This window comes from Achromobacter seleniivolatilans (assembly GCF_030864005.1).
GTDB classification, from domain to species: Bacteria; Pseudomonadota; Gammaproteobacteria; order Burkholderiales; family Burkholderiaceae_B; genus Achromobacter; species Achromobacter seleniivolatilans.
In genome coordinates this window covers 5,432,438-5,448,209 of record NZ_CP132976.1, presented here as the reverse complement: position 1 = coordinate 5,448,209, position 15,772 = coordinate 5,432,438, and the positions used below count along the sequence as shown (strand labels likewise).

14 protein-coding genes are annotated in these 15,772 nt (G+C 62.4%); 2 read left to right on the top strand and 12 right to left on the bottom strand.

The features are described from left to right. Nucleotide 1: 1 nt before the first annotated feature. The 7 genes from RAS12_RS24695 to RAS12_RS24665 all read right to left on the bottom strand — a co-directional run bounded on the left by RAS12_RS24695 (nt 2) and on the right by RAS12_RS24665 (nt 8,456). On the bottom strand, nt 2-1,660 hold the full coding sequence (locus tag RAS12_RS24695) for an amidohydrolase family protein (protein ID WP_306942321.1): 1,659 nt from the start codon (nt 1,658-1,660) through the stop codon (nt 2-4). A gap of 5 nt (nt 1,661-1,665) precedes the next feature. Then, nucleotides 1,666-2,913 (bottom strand): metal-dependent hydrolase family protein, encoded by a 1,248-nt coding sequence (locus RAS12_RS24690; protein WP_306942320.1) that lies wholly within the window; start codon nt 2,911-2,913, stop codon nt 1,666-1,668. Between the two features lie 27 nt (nt 2,914-2,940). Beyond that, a complete protein-coding gene (locus RAS12_RS24685; RefSeq protein WP_306942318.1) occupies nt 2,941-3,822 on the bottom strand; it encodes an ABC transporter permease in 882 nt (293 codons plus the stop codon). An 8-nt stretch (nt 3,823-3,830) separates the two neighbouring features. Beyond that, on the bottom strand, nt 3,831-4,877 hold the full coding sequence (locus tag RAS12_RS24680) for an ABC transporter ATP-binding protein (protein ID WP_306942316.1): 1,047 nt from the start codon (nt 4,875-4,877) through the stop codon (nt 3,831-3,833). A 3-nt stretch (nt 4,878-4,880) separates the two neighbouring features. Further along, a complete protein-coding gene (locus RAS12_RS24675; RefSeq protein WP_306942314.1) occupies nt 4,881-5,744 on the bottom strand; it encodes an ABC transporter permease in 864 nt (287 codons plus the stop codon). A gap of 268 nt (nt 5,745-6,012) precedes the next feature. Then, nucleotides 6,013-7,110, bottom strand: coding sequence for a M14 family metallopeptidase (locus RAS12_RS24670; protein ID WP_306942312.1), 1,098 nt, complete (start codon nt 7,108-7,110; stop codon nt 6,013-6,015). Next, the gene (locus tag RAS12_RS24665) at nt 7,107-8,456 is read right to left on the bottom strand and encodes an MFS transporter (protein ID WP_306942311.1); all 1,350 of its coding nucleotides are present in this window, start codon (nt 8,454-8,456) and stop codon (nt 7,107-7,109) included. The genes RAS12_RS24670 and RAS12_RS24665 overlap by 4 nt, the downstream gene beginning before the upstream one ends. 183 nt (nt 8,457-8,639) lie before the next feature. Here RAS12_RS24665 and RAS12_RS24660 point away from each other — a divergent pair, with 183 nt between their 5' ends. Next, complete coding sequence (locus RAS12_RS24660) at nt 8,640-9,536, top strand: LysR substrate-binding domain-containing protein (RefSeq protein ID WP_306942309.1); 897 nt, start codon at nt 8,640-8,642, stop codon at nt 9,534-9,536. Between the two features lie 114 nt (nt 9,537-9,650). Continuing rightward, the gene (locus RAS12_RS24655) at nt 9,651-10,358 is read left to right on the top strand and encodes a FadR/GntR family transcriptional regulator (RefSeq protein WP_306942307.1); all 708 of its coding nucleotides are present in this window, start codon (nt 9,651-9,653) and stop codon (nt 10,356-10,358) included. 46 nt (nt 10,359-10,404) lie between these two features. Here the strand turns inward: RAS12_RS24655 and otnK are convergent, their stop codons facing one another. Genes otnK through RAS12_RS24630 form a run of 5 tightly spaced genes read right to left on the bottom strand, consistent with a single transcriptional unit; the run spans nt 10,405 to nt 15,740 of the window. Beyond that, nucleotides 10,405-11,658 carry a 3-oxo-tetronate kinase gene (otnK, locus tag RAS12_RS24650; RefSeq protein ID WP_306942305.1) on the bottom strand — a complete coding sequence of 418 codons (1,254 nt, stop codon included), beginning with the start codon at nt 11,656-11,658 and terminating at the stop codon, nt 10,405-10,407. After that, a complete protein-coding gene (ltnD, locus tag RAS12_RS24645) occupies nt 11,655-12,563 on the bottom strand; it encodes an L-threonate dehydrogenase (protein ID WP_306942302.1) in 909 nt (302 codons plus the stop codon). Before ltnD ends, otnK begins: the two co-directional genes overlap by 4 nt. 46 nt (nt 12,564-12,609) lie before the next feature. Beyond that, nucleotides 12,610-13,584 (bottom strand): D-erythronate dehydrogenase, encoded by a 975-nt coding sequence (gene denD / locus RAS12_RS24640; protein ID WP_306942301.1) that lies wholly within the window; start codon nt 13,582-13,584, stop codon nt 12,610-12,612. A 10-nt stretch (nt 13,585-13,594) separates the two neighbouring features. Then, on the bottom strand, nt 13,595-14,380 hold the full coding sequence (otnI, locus tag RAS12_RS24635) for a 2-oxo-tetronate isomerase (RefSeq protein WP_306942298.1): 786 nt from the start codon (nt 14,378-14,380) through the stop codon (nt 13,595-13,597). Nucleotides 14,381-14,408: 28 nt separating this feature from the next. Next, nucleotides 14,409-15,740, bottom strand: a complete 1,332-nt coding sequence (locus tag RAS12_RS24630) for an MFS transporter (protein ID WP_306942296.1) — start codon at nt 15,738-15,740, stop codon at nt 14,409-14,411. Nucleotides 15,741-15,772 lie beyond the last annotated feature (32 nt).

Here is a 15,772-nt window from a genome sequence, read left to right as displayed (position 1 = left end):
ATCAGGGGGCCTCGTCCGCCGGGTCGCATGGCGAGCCTGCGGGGGAACCGCCAAAAGGCGGACGTTCACCGTCGGGGTCATCGGTCCAGCTGTCACGCACCATGGCACGCACATCCGCAAGCAACTCCGCAGTGTCGTACACCACGCCGGACTTGATGGTCGTCTGCAAGCAGCGCTTCCACTCCACCTTGGCTGTGTCGTCGTTAAGACGCATGGCGCCTGTGCCAAACAGCAGCTTGAAGTCGGTCAACGGGTTCTGATCGTGGATCAGCAGATCGGCGCGCTTTTGCACATCGATGGAGCCGGTGTCGTCATCGATGCCCAACAACGCGGCGCTTTGCGACGTCGCGGCGCGCAAGACTTCAATCGGATGAAATCCGGCCTCTTGCAAGAGCTCCAGTTCCCGAACAAATCCAAAGCCATAGATCTGGAAGATAAAACCTGAATCGCTGCCCGCGCACACGCGGCCGCCCAGATTTTTGTATTCGTTGATGAACTGCATCCACAGGCGGTAGTTCTGCTTCCATTCGATTTCGTTGGTGGTGCTCCAGCGATACCAGTAAGCGCCATGCCCGCCGCGCTGCGGTTGGAAGTATTTCCACACCGCCTTCCAGGTGTATTCGTCGTGCCAATCGGCGCGGCGCGCGCGCATCAAGTCGCGATTGGCGTCGTAGATGTTGAACGTGGGCACAAAGGTGTGGCCCAGTTCCAGGAACTGATCCATGACCTCACGCCATTTGGCGGAGCCCGGCTGCGCTGCCTGCATGAACGTCTGGCCGGCAACAGCAAAGCGGTAGTACTCGTCGCTGTAGTTGTAGTCGGTGGGAAACGACTGCACGACGCGGTCTTGGAACAGGGCTTCCGGCAGGCCGTAGTAGTGCTCCGAACTGGTCAAGCCCCAGCGCGCGGACTTCAGGGCATTCACGCGGGTGACCGCCATCTGCGCATGGTGGCAGCCCGAGCGCAATCCCTGCTGCGCGGCTTCGTCCAGCGCGGCTTCCATGATGGCGGGCGGCGCGCCAAAGAACTTGATCCCGTCTGCGCCACGCGCTGCCAGCTTGCGCACCCAGTCGCGTCCTTGTTCCGGCGTATGGATCGTCTTTACGCGGTCATTCACCGCCGGAAATACCGAGTGCACAATCATGCGCGGCGCGGCAATCTTATTGGCGGCGGACAGCTCGCGCTGCTCCAGCGTCCAGCCCAGTCCGCCCATTGAGCCCATTTCACGAATGGTCGTCACGCCATGCGCCAGCCACAGCTTGTAGATGTAGTCTGCCGGCGGCACGATGCCGCTCATGGCGTGATAGGGCGTACCGATGTGGGCGTGCGCATCCACGAATCCCGGCGTCACGAATTTTCCGTGGCAGTCGATCTCGTGATCACCCGGCCCCGGACGGCGCTTGGGGTCGATGGCTTTGTGCGGCGTACCCACGTTGACCAGCGCGGTGATGCGGTCATTCTCGATGACGATGTCCACCGGTCCCCAGGGCGGCGCCCCGGTGCCATCGATGATGGTCGCGCCCCGCAGAATCAAGCGCGGGAACGGCCCCAGGCCGCGGTCCCGAGAGACTGGCGCCGACGGCGGATGCCACCCTTTGGCGGCATTGACGTCACGGGACTCTTCACCAACTTCCGATTGCGAAAACGTGGGATCGCTCATGCCGCTTACACCCCGAGTGTGTTGTGTTCGATGACCCCGCCCTTCATGATCAGGGCCAGGTGTTCGCCCTGCCCCAACAGGCAGGAAATATCACGATACGGATTGCCGTCCACCAGCAGCACATCGGCCAGCGCGCCGGCCTGGATGCGGCCCAGCTGGCCGACCTGATTCAGCACTTCCGCCGCGGTGGTCGTGGCGCACTGGATCACTTCCTGAGTGGAAAGGACCTCGTTGCGAATGCGGAATTCATCGCTTTGCAAGCGTTGTGACGGCCCCAACAGGTCAGAGCCGTAGCCGATCTTCACGCCCGCCTTCTTGTAGATTTCCAGGGAGTGCAAACCGGCGGTGCGCACCGTAGCGATCTTGGCCACCGAGTCGGGGGGCAGGCCGTAGTCGGCGCCTTCGTTGGCCAGCGCTTCGTAGGTCACCAGCGTCGGCACCACGAAAGCGCCCTTCTCCGCCATGAAGCGCGCGACGCGCTCGTCGACCAGATTGCCGTGTTCAATCGTGCGCACGCCATTGCGGATTGCGCGTTCAATGGCGTCTGCCGTGTACGAGTGCGCCATCACATAGGTCTGACGGCTGGCGGCCTCTTCCACAATGACGCGAATTTCTTCTTCCGAATAACCAAAGGATGCGATCGGGTCGGTGGGGGACGCCACGCCGCCTGACGCCATCATCTTGATCTGGTCGGCGCCCATCTGAAGTTCCTGGCGCACGGCCTTGCGCACATCATCAATGCCGTCGGCCACGCGGCCGATGTCGCCAGCGCGGAAGCAGCAGCCGCAAAAGCTCATGGGACGCAGATGGTCGGAACGCGGACGCGGATCGCCGTGTCCGCCCGTCTGACTGATAGCGCGCCCGGAGATGAACAGGCGCGGACCCTTGACCGTGCCTTCGTTGACCGCGCACTTCAAGCCCCAACCAGCACCGCCTGCATCGCGCACGGTGGTAAAACCCCGGCGCAGCATGGCCGCCATGATCGGCACCGCGCGCATCATGACCAGCGCATCCGGCAGCACGCCTTGCGTGCTCAGGTTGAGTTGCGTCGCCAGCACATGCACGTGCAGGTCTATCAGCCCAGGCATCAAGGTCCGGCCCCCGGCATCAATCACCTGCGCCGACGCGCTGGTGATCGGCTTGTCCGACACTTCTTTGATGACGCCGTCCTCGACCAGCACATGATGGCCTTCCAGCAGGTCAGCCTGCAACGGATCAAGCAGGTTCGCGTTCTTGAACAATACAGATGCCATGAGGAATTCCTTGGAGTTAGGTCGGAATCAAGACGCCATGGTCTTGATGTAGCGGCGATGGATAAGCCAATTGGAAAGCAGCGCGATGATCAGCGTGCCGCACACCAGAATGACGGCGAGTGCGGCGCCAAACGGCCAGTTCGACGCGCGCGTGATCTGGTCATACAGCGCGGGCGCCATCATGGTCAGGCCGGAGCCGCCCAGCAGCACCGGCGTGGCGTACGCATTCATGCAAAGAATGAAGACCAGCATCGTGCCAGCCGCCACGCCCGGCGCGGCAATCGGCAAAACAATGCGGCGAAATGTCGTGAAGAAACTGGCGCCCACATTGCGGGCGGCTTCTTCCACCGATAGATCCATGCCTTCCAGCACGCTTTGCAAGGTCAGAATCAAATAGGGCATGACGACAGCAGTGGTGCCGATGACGACTGCCGTGGGCGTGTACATCAGGGTCAGCGGCTTGTCGATGACGCCCAGCCCGATCAGCGTGGCATTCACCACACCCGCATTGCCCAGCGCCACCATCCATCCCGCCGCGCGCACCACGTTGCCCACCATCAGCGGAAACACCAGCAAGATCACGAACAGGCTTTTGTATTTGCTCTGCGTGCGCGCCAGGAAATACGCCACGGGAAAACCCAGCACCAGCGCCAGCACCGTACACAGCCCGGCGACCCACAAGGTCGTAAAGAAGATGTCGCGGTAATAGGGATCGCCAAAGAACTTGGCGTAGTTCGCGAACGTGAAGGCGGTCTGCATCAGCTCCGCCGGATCGAACTGATTGAAGCTATAGCGCGCCAGCTGGAATATGGGGACCATGATGATCACCAGCACCACCAAAGACGCCGGAAAAGCCAGTCCCGCCCCTAGCCAGCGGCTGGGCCGCCCGTCTTGTGTCGCAGTTGTCATGGCGGCTCCTATTGCGTGAAGGCCACGCAGTCTTCAGGCTCGAAGCACGCATAGACGCGCTCGCCGGGCAAGGGCTGCGCCACACGCGCGCCGCCATTGACGATCTGGCTCACCATGCGGTTGCCGCCTTCCAATTGCACGCGGACCTCAAGCACAGAACCCAGATACAGCGATGACTCCACCACGCCCGCCAACGCATTGCCGCCTGCCGGCTGCCCTTGCAGGCGCACGCGCTCCGGCCTCACGCCGACATGCGTGGCCCCCGCGCCGCCGGGCGCCGCGATGCGCTGCCCCGCGTCGGTCTGAAACACGTTGTCCGCCTGGCTGCGCCCGGTGAACACATTCATCTTGCCCAGAAAGTCCGCCACGAACAGATTCGCGGGCCGCTCATACAAGGTATCTGGCGCGCCCACCTGCTGCACAATGCCGTCGTGCATGATGGCCATGCGGTCGGCAATGGCCAGCGCCTCTTCCTGATCGTGCGTGACAAACACGGTGGTCAGGCCCAGCCGGCGCTGCAAGGCGCGGATTTCCTCGCGCACTTCCAGACGCAGCTTGGCGTCCAGATTGGATAGCGGCTCGTCCAGCAGAAACACCTTGGGCTCGATGGCCAGCGCACGCGCAATGGCCACGCGCTGCTGCTGCCCGCCAGACAACTGCCGCGGATAGCGCTCACGCAATTCCGTCATGCGGACCATGTCCAGCACGCGGCGGATCTTTGCATCGCGGTCGGCTTTGGGAACCTTGTGCATTTCCAGCCCGAACGCCACGTTTTCGGCCACGGTCATGTGCGGAAACAGCGCATAACGCTGAAACACCATGCCCGTATCGCGCTTGTGCACCGGCAGCCGCGTGACGTCGGTTTCACCGATGCGGATGCGGCCGGAAGTGGGCGTGATGAACCCGGCAATCATGCGCAAGGTCGTGGTTTTTCCGCAGCCGCTGGGGCCCAGAAACGTCACCAGCTCGCCTTCCGCGATTTCCAAAGAGAAGTCAGACACCGCCACCGCCGCACCAAACTGCTTGCGGATATTTTCGATTGAGACCTTCGCCATTTCTTACACCACCTGACTGAGTTTCACGTAGCGGTCGGTCACAAGCATGATGATGCCCAACAGCAGAATTTGCACCGATGCCACCGAAGCGATGGTCGGGTCCAGATTGAATTCCAGGTACTGCATGATGGCGATGGGCAGCGTGGTGCGCCCCGGTCCCACCAGCGATAAAGACAGCTCCAGGTTTTCAAACGACACCACAAAGCTGAACAATGCCGCGGCCACGATGGACGGGCGCAGCATCGGCAGGGTGACGCGCATGAACGCCACCGGAGCGCTGGCGCCCAGGTTGCGGGCTGCCTCTTCGATCGAGCCGTCCAGACCCGCCATGCCTGCGGTGACGAGGCGCACCGTCCACGGGATCGTCAAGCACACGTGCGCAATGACCAGCCCGCCGAACGTGCCGACAATGTCCTGATCGAACACCTCTTCGGCGCGCAGATAAAACAGATAGATGCCGACGCCCGCCACGATGCCGGGGATCAGCAGCGGCGATAGCAGCAAGGTGTTGACGCCCTTGCTGCCCTGGAAGCGATAGCGTGCAATGCCCACCGCCGCCAGCACGCCCATCACCACGCCGATACATGCGGCCAGCAACGACACTTGCAGGCTGAATAGAAACCCGTTGGCAAATGCCGGGTTCTCCCAGGCCTTTACGTACCAGGACAGCGTGTAGCCGGATGGGGGGAAATAGAGAATGGCGTCCTTGAAGAAGCTCAACCACACCACCAGAACGATGGGGCAGAGCATGAACGCATACATGAGTACGACGAAGACGCGGTGCAGCCACGTTGCCCACGGGATCACGCGCAGAGGCTTGGTCCGGGCGGCCGTGACGGCCGCGTTCAAAGGAGGGGCGCTATGCAAATCCTGTTTCCCTGTCAGCAAGTGCCGGCTTGGTTTGAGACTCCTCCGGTTAGAACTCTGCGGTCCTCTCGGTTAACCAAAGCATATCGATGGGTTGCTGCAAGGCTCAACTAGGGATAACCCACGACAGCGTGTAACTCGCGGGTAATCCCTGGCAGCACGGCGCAGACAGGTTGCACCTGCCGCGTTGCAACAGCCGCAGCCGGTGCAACCGCTACAAAAAAGGTTCAACCGCGCCGGGTGGGGACAGGTGATGCCGCCCCGCTGCTTACTCGCTGGCCTGCAAACCGCACAAGGCTTGCAATACCGCCACGCGGCTCTGCGCCAGCACCATGCCGTGCCAATCATAGGCATGGCAGTAAAAGGCATCCTGGGTGGTTTGAAGAATGTCGCGGCGCAACGCGTCGGGCGCTTCAGGGTGCGCGCGCAGCCAGTTGCGGCCCCGCAGCGCCAGCACAATATCGTCAAACGGCACGGTGCCATATTCCAGCGCCATCAAGGTCGGCGCAGAACTGGGGCATGCCTGGTAAGTCAGGCCCGCCAGATGACCCGTGATGTCCACCGACGCCGAACTGCCCTGGTAAGGCACGGCAACGTCCGCGCCCCACCATTGCCGCGCCCGCGCAACTTCGGTGTCGTTGCGCCTGCCAGCGTAGATTTTCTCGCCGTGGCCGCGTGGCCCCAGGCCGGTATGCACGTCAATCCAACCGATATGCGCATAGCGGCTGGCGTGTTCTTCCAGAATGCGGCGCAGGTTGGACAATGATGCCGTCGGTCGGTCTCCGCCATAGAACAGGCCGTCTGCATGGGTGTATTGCCCGCGCGAAACCGCCTGCGCAAACGCGGCCTGACCGTGCTGCGCCACATACCGCGCCAGATCACGCTGATTCTCGTCGGACGGCGGCCATTCCGGCGGCAGCAGCAGCGGATGCAGTTCGCCATATCCTGGATTTTCCGGCAACGGCTGGCCATCAAAAGGCTGCGCGTTGCGGTTCAGATCCACGTTGCCTTCGTCGGTACGTGCGATCCACGAATAACCATAGGGATTCACGGCATGCACCAGCAGCAAGGCGACCCCTGCCTGCCGGGCGCGCTTGAGCATGGCGGCGTCGTCCATCAAGGAAAACTGGCAGCCCGCGCCGCAAAAACCTTCTACCCCATGCGTGGCGGACGTCATGATCAGCAAACGCTGCGCGTCCGGCGCGCCGATCAGTGCAACATCTGTGGCCAAGGCCTCGCCTTCACTGCCCAACGCGTCGATGGCGTAGGAATGCGCAGGCGCGCCTAAACGCTCGGCCTCAGCCAAGAAGCGCGCGCGTGAATCGGCGTAGCTGCGGGGAAAGTAGCTGGTGCTGCTGGGCATCATGCCTCCTGTTTGTCGATCACTTGGCCGGTGCGGTCCTGAATCCAGAACAGCACAACGGTGGAGAGAGTCACGGTCACCATCAAATACCAGGCGGGGGCCATGGGGTTTTTCGTCACGTGCAACAACCAGGTGACGAAGAACTGCGCAAAGCCGCCAAACACCGAGATTCCCAAACCATACACAACTGACATCCCGGTCGTACGCACAGCCTTGGGAAACAATTCGGGCAGCATGGTGATGACAGGCGCCGTCTGCAACGCCAGCAACACGGCCAGCAAGGCGATGACCGCCATCAGCCGCTCAGTGCTGGGCGCTGCGACCAGCCACTGAAAGCAAGGCAGCAAGACGCACACCGTTGCCGCGCGCGACCAGAAGATCACCTTTTTGCGGCCCACGTGATCGGCCAGCATGCCAACGAATGGCGCAATCACAAAGCCTATTGCACCCAAGACCACGCTGGCAAACAAGGTAGACGTGGCGGGCAGCCCCAACTCCTTGTTGGCATAGGCCGGCATGTAAAAGCCGATGATCTGCGCACACACCATCCCGCCAATGACCAGCAGAATGCCTTTGACCACCTGCGCCTTGTGCTCCGCAAACACGCGGCGCAAGGGCTGATGATTGGACGCGCTCGCTTGACCCGGCGCTGCTTGCGCGCCAACGGTTTGGCCCGCAGGTTCCAGCGTTTCTTCCAGGTTGCGCCGGATGTAGGCGCCCACGGGAACGGTCAGAATGCCAATCACGAATGGGACGCGCCAGCCCCAGGACTGCATCTGATCCTTGCTTAGTGCTGCGGTCAGGATTGCGACCGTTAACGCGCCCAGCATCACGCCCAGCGATTGGCTGCCGAACTGCCAGCTGGAATAAAAGCCGCGTTTGTCCGCCGGTGCATGCTCCACCAGCAAGGTGGTGGACGCGCCGACTTCGCCGCCTGCCGCAAAGCCTTGGATCAGGCGAGCCAACACCATCAGCACCGGACCTGCCACACCCATTTGCGCATACGTCGGCGCGGCCGCGATCAGCGCACAGCCCAGCCCCATCAGCCACAGCGTCAGCGTCATGGCCGCGCGGCGGCCGTGACGATCCGCATAAGAGCCGATCAGCATGCCGCCCACCGGCCGCATCAGAAAGCCCACGCCGAAGGTCGCGGTGGTCAGCAGCAGCTGGCCATAGCCGGAAGCCGCCGGAAAAAACAGCGGTCCGATCACAAGCATCAGAAAGGTAAAGACCGTGAAGTCGAAGAACTCCAGCGCGTTGCCGATGGTGGTACCGGCGATCACGCGCTTGCGCATTGATGACGTATGCAGATCCTGACGGCCAGACGATGCCGCAATGGCGATAGACATGTTTTCCCCTTGATGTCTGATCCTGGGCTGCCGGTCCGTGAACCCGGACTGTGCTGCCCCACCCTCGTGAATATACGGATGGCGCACGATAAGCAAAAGACAGTATTTTTGTTCCAGTGAATACTTTTTCTTATACCCCAGCCCGGAACGCAAACGACGCGGAGCCGGGTCTACGAGCCCCCCATGAACCTGCGCCAACTCCGCGCCTTTGTCCTGATTGCTGAACATGGGAGCATCCGCGCCGCAGCGCGCGCCTTGTTCGTCACACAGCCCGCCGCCACGCGCAGCCTGCGCGAATTGGAGCAAAGCGTGGGCGCGGAACTGGTGCGGCGCAGTGCCCGGGGTGTTGAACTGACCAGCTATGGCCAAGCGCTATACAAGCGCGCCGTGTTGATTTTGCAAGAGACGCGCAAGGCGCAAGAAGAAATTGGACAAATGCGCGACGGCGAAGGCGGCACGCTGAACCTGGCGATCAGCTCCGCTGCGCTTACAGTGCTGCCCGCTGCGCTGGCGGCGTTCCGGCACCGCATGCCTCGCGTGGCAGTGGCCTTTAACGAGGTAGCGCCTCCGTACAGTCATGAGCAGCTGGAGTCCGGCCGCTACGACTTCCTGGTGCAGACCGAGTTCGACGGCGACATCGATGACGGATTTGCGCGCACGCCCTTGTTCACGCTGCCTCTGGCGGTTGGCGCGCGCGCCGGGCATCCCCTGCGCCGTGCCCGCAGCCTGGCGGAATTGCACGACGCCTTGTGGCTGTTGCCGGGCAACATCCAGGCGCCCGCCAATCTGTTGCGACTGGCGTTCGCCAGCCACAAGCTGCCTGCGCCCCGCGACGTCATTCCTTGCCAATCTATCGCCGTGGCGTTGGCCATCATTGCCGACAGCGATGCGCTGGGCATCTTCGTGCGAAATTTGTTCGACCATCGTTTGCTGCCGCGCGGCCTGCGCATGCTGTCCTTGAATCACGAACTGCCTGCGGCACGCGTCGCCATCCTGACACGCGCCGACTCCCCGCCCACACCTGCCGCGCAGTGCTTTATCGATTGCTTGCAAGAGGCGCACGCTGCTTCAACACCGTGATGACGCAAGCTGCGACAGCAGGCTTGGCCTGTGGCGGACCGGTTATGATGTCCGCCTGGCCCCGCCCGATGATGTCGAGACCGGCCTTTCGCCTTCTCTTTGCGGTCCTCATTCATGGCGTTTCCACGACTTCCTACTCCCCCTACCCTGACCGACACGGTCGCCAAACGTTTGCTCGCCGAAATCGACGAGGGACGCGTGCTGCCCGGCGAAAAGCTGCCCACTGAAGCCATGCTGGCTGAACAGTTCGGCGTGAGCCGCACGGTTATCCGCGAGGCCGTGTCGCGCTTGCGTCAGGATGGCATCGTCGAAGCGCGTCAGGGCAGCGGCGTATACGTCACCGGCCATACCGGCAACCGTGCTCTGCGCATCGACGCCACGGAATTGAGTTCGCTGGATGCGGTGCTGCACATTGTGGATCTGCGCCGCGCGCTGGAAACCGAGATTGCGGCCCAGGCCGCCGCCGGCCGCAACAAGCAGGACATGGCTGAGATCGACCAAGCCTTGGCCGCCATATCGCAGGCGGTGGACAATGGCGGCGATGGCGTCAAGGAAGATGTGGCTTTTCACCGCAGCATCGCGCGCGCAACCGGCAACCCCTATTTCTTGACCACCCTGGCATTTGTCAGCCAGTTCCTGGAAGCCGCTACCCGCGTGACACGCGGCCACGAGGCACGTCATGCGGATCTGATGCGCGCCGTGCTGCAAGAGCACGGCGCCATCGTGGAAGCCATCCGCAAGCAAGACGTGGATGGCGCCCGGGAGGCCGCCCGCATTCATATGGTCAACGCCGCCAAGCGTTTGAGCCAGGCGCACCGATAGACCTGCTGCGCGGGCCGGCTGGTCAGCTGGGCCCGCACCTTCGGATTTACGCAAACGCCTTGATGAAGAAATCCTGCGTGCCGAAGTTGCCTGATTTCAACGCGATGCTGATCTCGCCCTGCGCCACAGGCGTATAACCCGCGCACCAAGGCACGCCCGGATCGATCTGTTCGCCAATGACGATCTGCTCAAGCCCCAGGGCCTGCACCACGGCGCCAGAGGTTTCGCCGCCCGCCACAATCAGTTGACGAACACCGCCTTCGACCAGCCCAACCGCGATGCGGGCAATGGCCGCTTCGATCATGGCGCCAGCCTGTTCCACTCCCAACGCGCCTTGGGCTTGCTTGACCTGATCGGGTTGCGCCGTGGAGTAAATCAGCACCGGGCCGTCCAGCATGCGCGGCGCGGCCCACTTCAATACCTGGCCTACGACGTCATCACCCGCTGCCAATGCCATGGGGTCGAGCGCCCACGCCGGCCGCCCGCTTTCGATAAAAGCGGCCACCTGTCCGTTCGTGGCGGCAGAGCAGCTGCCCGCCACCACCGCCTGCAAACCCTGCGAGCGCGCAAGCACGGCAGCGCTTGCAGGCGACAGCCCCCAGTTGCTTGGCAAGCCTATCGCGACGCCAGAGCCCGCCGTTACCAATGGCATGCCGCGCAGCGCCGGCCCCAAAGTCAGCAGATCGTTGTTGGACACCGCATCAACGATGGCGATCTCAATGCCGTCTGCAATCAACGCCTGAATGCGCGCCCGGATCGCCTCTTGACCCGCTGCCACCACGCTGTAGTCGATCAGGCCGACCTTGCGCGTCGTTTGTGCGGAAAGCACCCGCACCAGATTCGGGTCCGTCATGGGAGTGAGCGGATGATGTTGCATGCCGGACTCGTTCAGCAGCACATCGCCTGCGAACAGATAACCCTTGAACACCGTGCGTTTGTTGTCTGGAAACGCGGGCGTGGCGATGGTGAATGCGGTGCCCAGCTGGGTCATCAAGGCATCCGTGACGGGCCCGATGTTGCCCTGCGCCGTACTGTCGAACGTAGAGCAGTATTTGAAATAGATCTGCTCTGCCCCTTGCGCTTGCAGCCATTGCAATGCGGCAAGCGATTGCGCCACGGCATCCGCTGCGGGCAGCGTTCGCGTCTTGAGCGCAACAACGACGGCATCCGCATCTTCGCGCAGCGGCTCGCCGGGTATGCCGATGGTCTGCACCGTGCGCATGCCTGCGCGCACGAGGTTATTGGCCAGATCGGTAGCGCCCGTGAAATCGTCGGCGATACATCCTAGTTTGATGGTCATTTGGACTCCGGCAGGGTAATACCCGGAAAGATCTTGATCACGGCGCTGTCGTCCTCACGGCCATGCCCTGCGGAAGACGCCTGCATGAACATCTGATGCGCGGTGGAGGCCAGCGGCAACGGAAACTTGGTGTGCCTGGCGGTATCCAGCACCAGACCCAGGTCTTTCACAAAAATGTCCACGGCTGACAGCGGCGTGTAGTCGCCAGCCAGCACATGCGGCATGCGGTTCTCGAACATCCAGCTATTGCCTGCGCTATGCGTGATGACGTCGTACAAGGCGTCGGCGTCCACGCCTTCGCGCAGACCCAGAGCCATCGCTTCCGCTGCCGCCGCGATGTGCACCCCCGCCAGCAGCTGATTGATGATCTTGACCTTGCTGCCCGCGCCCGCGCTATCGCCCAGGCGGTAGACCTTGCCAGCCATGGATTCCAGCACGTTGCCGCAGGCGTCATACGCCGCCGGCCGGCCCGCCGTCATCATCGTCATCTGGCCCGACGCGGCCTTGGCCGCGCCGCCCGAAATGGGGGCATCCAGGTACAGAATGCCCTGCTCCGCGAGCCGTGCCTCTAGCGCGATCGACCAGCTGGGGTCCACGGTTGAGCACATGACAAATACCGATCCGGGCCGCAAGGCTGCGGCGATGCCGCTATCGCCATACAACACGGATTCAGTCTGCTGGGCGTTGACGACTACGCTGATCACGATGTCGCACGCGGCGGCCATATCGGCCAACGTGGCGCAGGCGACGCCGCCCTGTGCCGCGAACGCCGCGGCGGCTTCTGCGCGGATGTCATAGACGTGCACGTCGTGGCCGGCCCGGCGCAAGCTTTGCGCGATGCCCGCGCCCATGGCGCCCAAGCCGATGACGCCGACGCGCCGTTCAATAGATTGCGGTTTGCTCATTTGGAATCGTCCGGGGAATTCAGTGATCGAGTCAGGCGGCAACGGCTCAACTCGGCAAGTCATCGGCCATGTAGGCGCGGATGATTTCGGCAAAATTGCTATCGCCTTTCAGCCCCAGACGCGACGCGTGCGTCGTGTCCCATTGGCCCGGCCAGCTGCCCACGATGCGTTCGACGCGTTCGTCCGCCTGCCACGTGATGCGGTTGGCAACGTCATCGCCTGCGATGTCGCGCAACGCCTGCTCCATCTCGGCCACGGTGACGGATACGCCGGGTAGATTGATGGGTTTGCGATCGGCCACGGCCTGTGCAGGCAGCTCACAACCGGCAATCAGCGCCTGGATTGCGCCTCGCGGCGACAGCAGCCACAAGCGCGTGCCCGGACCGACCGGGCAAACTGCGGCCTCGCCGTTCAAGGGTTCGCGAATGATGCCGCTGGCAAACGAGGATGCTGCCGCATTTGGCTTGCCCGGCCGCACGCTGATGGTAGGCAGACGCAATACGCGGCCATCCACAAAGCCGCGCCGCGTGTAATCGGCCAACAGCAGTTCGGCAATGGCCTTCTGCGTGCCGTAGGACGACTGCGGATTCAAGGCGGTGTCGTCGCGCACCATGTCGGGCAACGCGCCGCCGTACACCGCCACCGAGCTGGTGAAGATGACCCGCGGCTTATGCCCCAGGGCGCGGCAGGTTTCCAATAGCGCGCGCGAGGCATCCAGGTTGATGCGCATCCCCAGATCGAAATCTGCTTCCGCCTGACCGCTGACAATAGCCGCCAGATGAAAGATGGCGCGGGTATCGGTGCCGATGGCCTGACGCAGCACGGCCGGATCGGCAATGTCGCCGACCATCGAGCGCACACGCGGATCGGTCAACGCGTCCGACTTGACGACATCCAGCAGGTCAATCTGCGTAATGGCTTCGGACTGGCCGCCGTCCAGCGTCAAGACGCCTTGTTCCAACAGCTTGCGAGCCAGGCGCTGGCCCAGGAATCCAGCGCCGCCGGTGATCAGTATTTTCATGATTGCGTGCTCATTGATTGGCAAGATAGGGTTGGGCCCAGCCCAAGCCTTCAGAGGTTCCGGCCTTGGGGCGGTATTCGCACCCAATCCAGCCGGTATAGCCCAGCGCGTCGATGCGCTCAAACAGGTAGGGGTAATTGAGTTCGCCCAGGTCTGGCTCGTGGCGGTCGGGCACACCGGCGATCTGAATATGGCCGATGCCCGCCATGTCGCGCTTGAGCTTCACTGCGATATCGCCTTCGACGATCTGGCAGTGATAGCAATCGAATTGCACCTTCAGATTGTTTGCGCCGACCTCGGCGCAAATGGCTTGCGCGTCGTCCTGACGATTCAGGAAGAAGCCCGGAATGTCACGGGTGTTGATCGGCTCGATCACGACTGTGATGCCAGCGGAGGCCGCCGCGTTCGCCGCGCTTTCCAAGTTCTTCAGATACACCTCGCGATGCGCCGCGCGGTCTTGCCCGGGCTGGATCAGCCCCGCCATCACATGCAGCGTGCGATTGCCCAGCACTGCGGCATATTCCAGCGCCTGATCCAAGCCGCGCTGAAACTCGCTCTCGCGGCCGGGCAAAGATGCAATACCGCGTTCGCCCGCCGCCCAATCACCGGGCGGCGCGTTAAAGAGTGCTTGCGTCAACCCATGCGCTTGCAGGCGCGACTGAATGTCGGCAGCGGCAAACTCATACGGAAACAAAAACTCCACTCCCGAAAATCCATCCTGGGCCGCTGCGTTGAAGCGGTCCAGAAAGGCGTGTTCGGTGTACATCATGCTTAAGTTGGCGGCCAGACGAGGCATGGCGATTCCTTTTGGATGTAGCAGCGCGCTAGCGGTTGACCAGCTTGGCCGGCGTGAACCAGACCGCGATGGCGCCTATGACGAGCACCCCCGCCAGCACATACATGCCTGACGCCGTGGAGCTGGTCACGTCTTTCAAATACCCGATCATGTAGGGGCTGGCGAACCCCGCCAGGTTGCCCACCGAGTTCACGATGGCAATCCCCGCCGCTGCGGCCGTTCCCGACAGAAATGCCGTGGGCAGCGACCAGAACAACGGCGCGCAGGTCAGCACGCCCGCTGCCGCCAGCGACAGGCAGATCAGCGACACCACGGTGTTGTCGGCAAACGATGCCGCAGCGGTGAAACCTACCGCGCCAGCCAGCGCAGGCACAATCAAGTGCCAGCGGCGTTCACGCCGCTTGTCGGCGGAATGGCCCAGCAGATTCATCACGACGATGGCGCACAGGAATGGGATGGCGCTCAACAGACCAATGTTGAGTGCGCCCGTTACGCCCGTCGATTTGATCAGCGTAGGCATCCAGAACGTCAGGCCATACTGGCCGGCCACAAACGCAAAGTAGATCAGGCACATCCACCACACGCGCGGATCGGAGAACACTGCGCGCAGCGAGTGCTGCTGCGTGCCGGTCTGCTTCTGATCCAGTTCAATTTCGCGGGTCAGCAGCGTCTTTTCATCGGTGGTGAGCCACTTGGCGCTGGAAATGCCGTTGTCCAGATACATCACCGTCACGATGCCGATGAGCAGCGCAGGAATGGCTTCAATCAGGAACATCCATTGCCATCCTTGCAGGCCGTGGGTGCCATGAAAGGCTTCCATGATCCAGCCGGACAAGGGGTTGCCGAAGATGCCTGCCACGGGAATGGCGGACATGAACAACGCAATGATCTTGGCGCGGCGATGCGCCGGATACCAATAGGTCAAATACAGAATCACGCCGGGATAGAAACCGGCTTCGGCCAGACCCAGCAAGAAGCGCAGGATGTAGAAACCGGTAGGGGTCTCTACGAACATGAACATGCCTGACAAGATGCCCCAGGTGATCATGATGCGCGCGATCCAGATCCGCGCGCCCAAGCGGTGCATGAGCAGGTTGCTGGGCACTTCAAACAGAAAATAACCAATGAAGAACACACCCGCGCCCAGGCCGAACACGGTTTCACTAAAGCCTAGGTCTTGCGACATCTGGAGCTTGGCGAAGCCCACGTTCACGCGATCCAGATACGCGATCACATAACAAAGCATCAGGAAGGGCACCAAGCGCCAGAACACTTTGGCGTAGGCGCGCGCGGTTTCGCGCGAATCAGGCGGGGTCGCCGCAGCGGGCAAGGCGCCGGACGCGATTTCCAACGGGGGCATAACTAGTCTCCAAGACGATGCGCCAGCCCGAT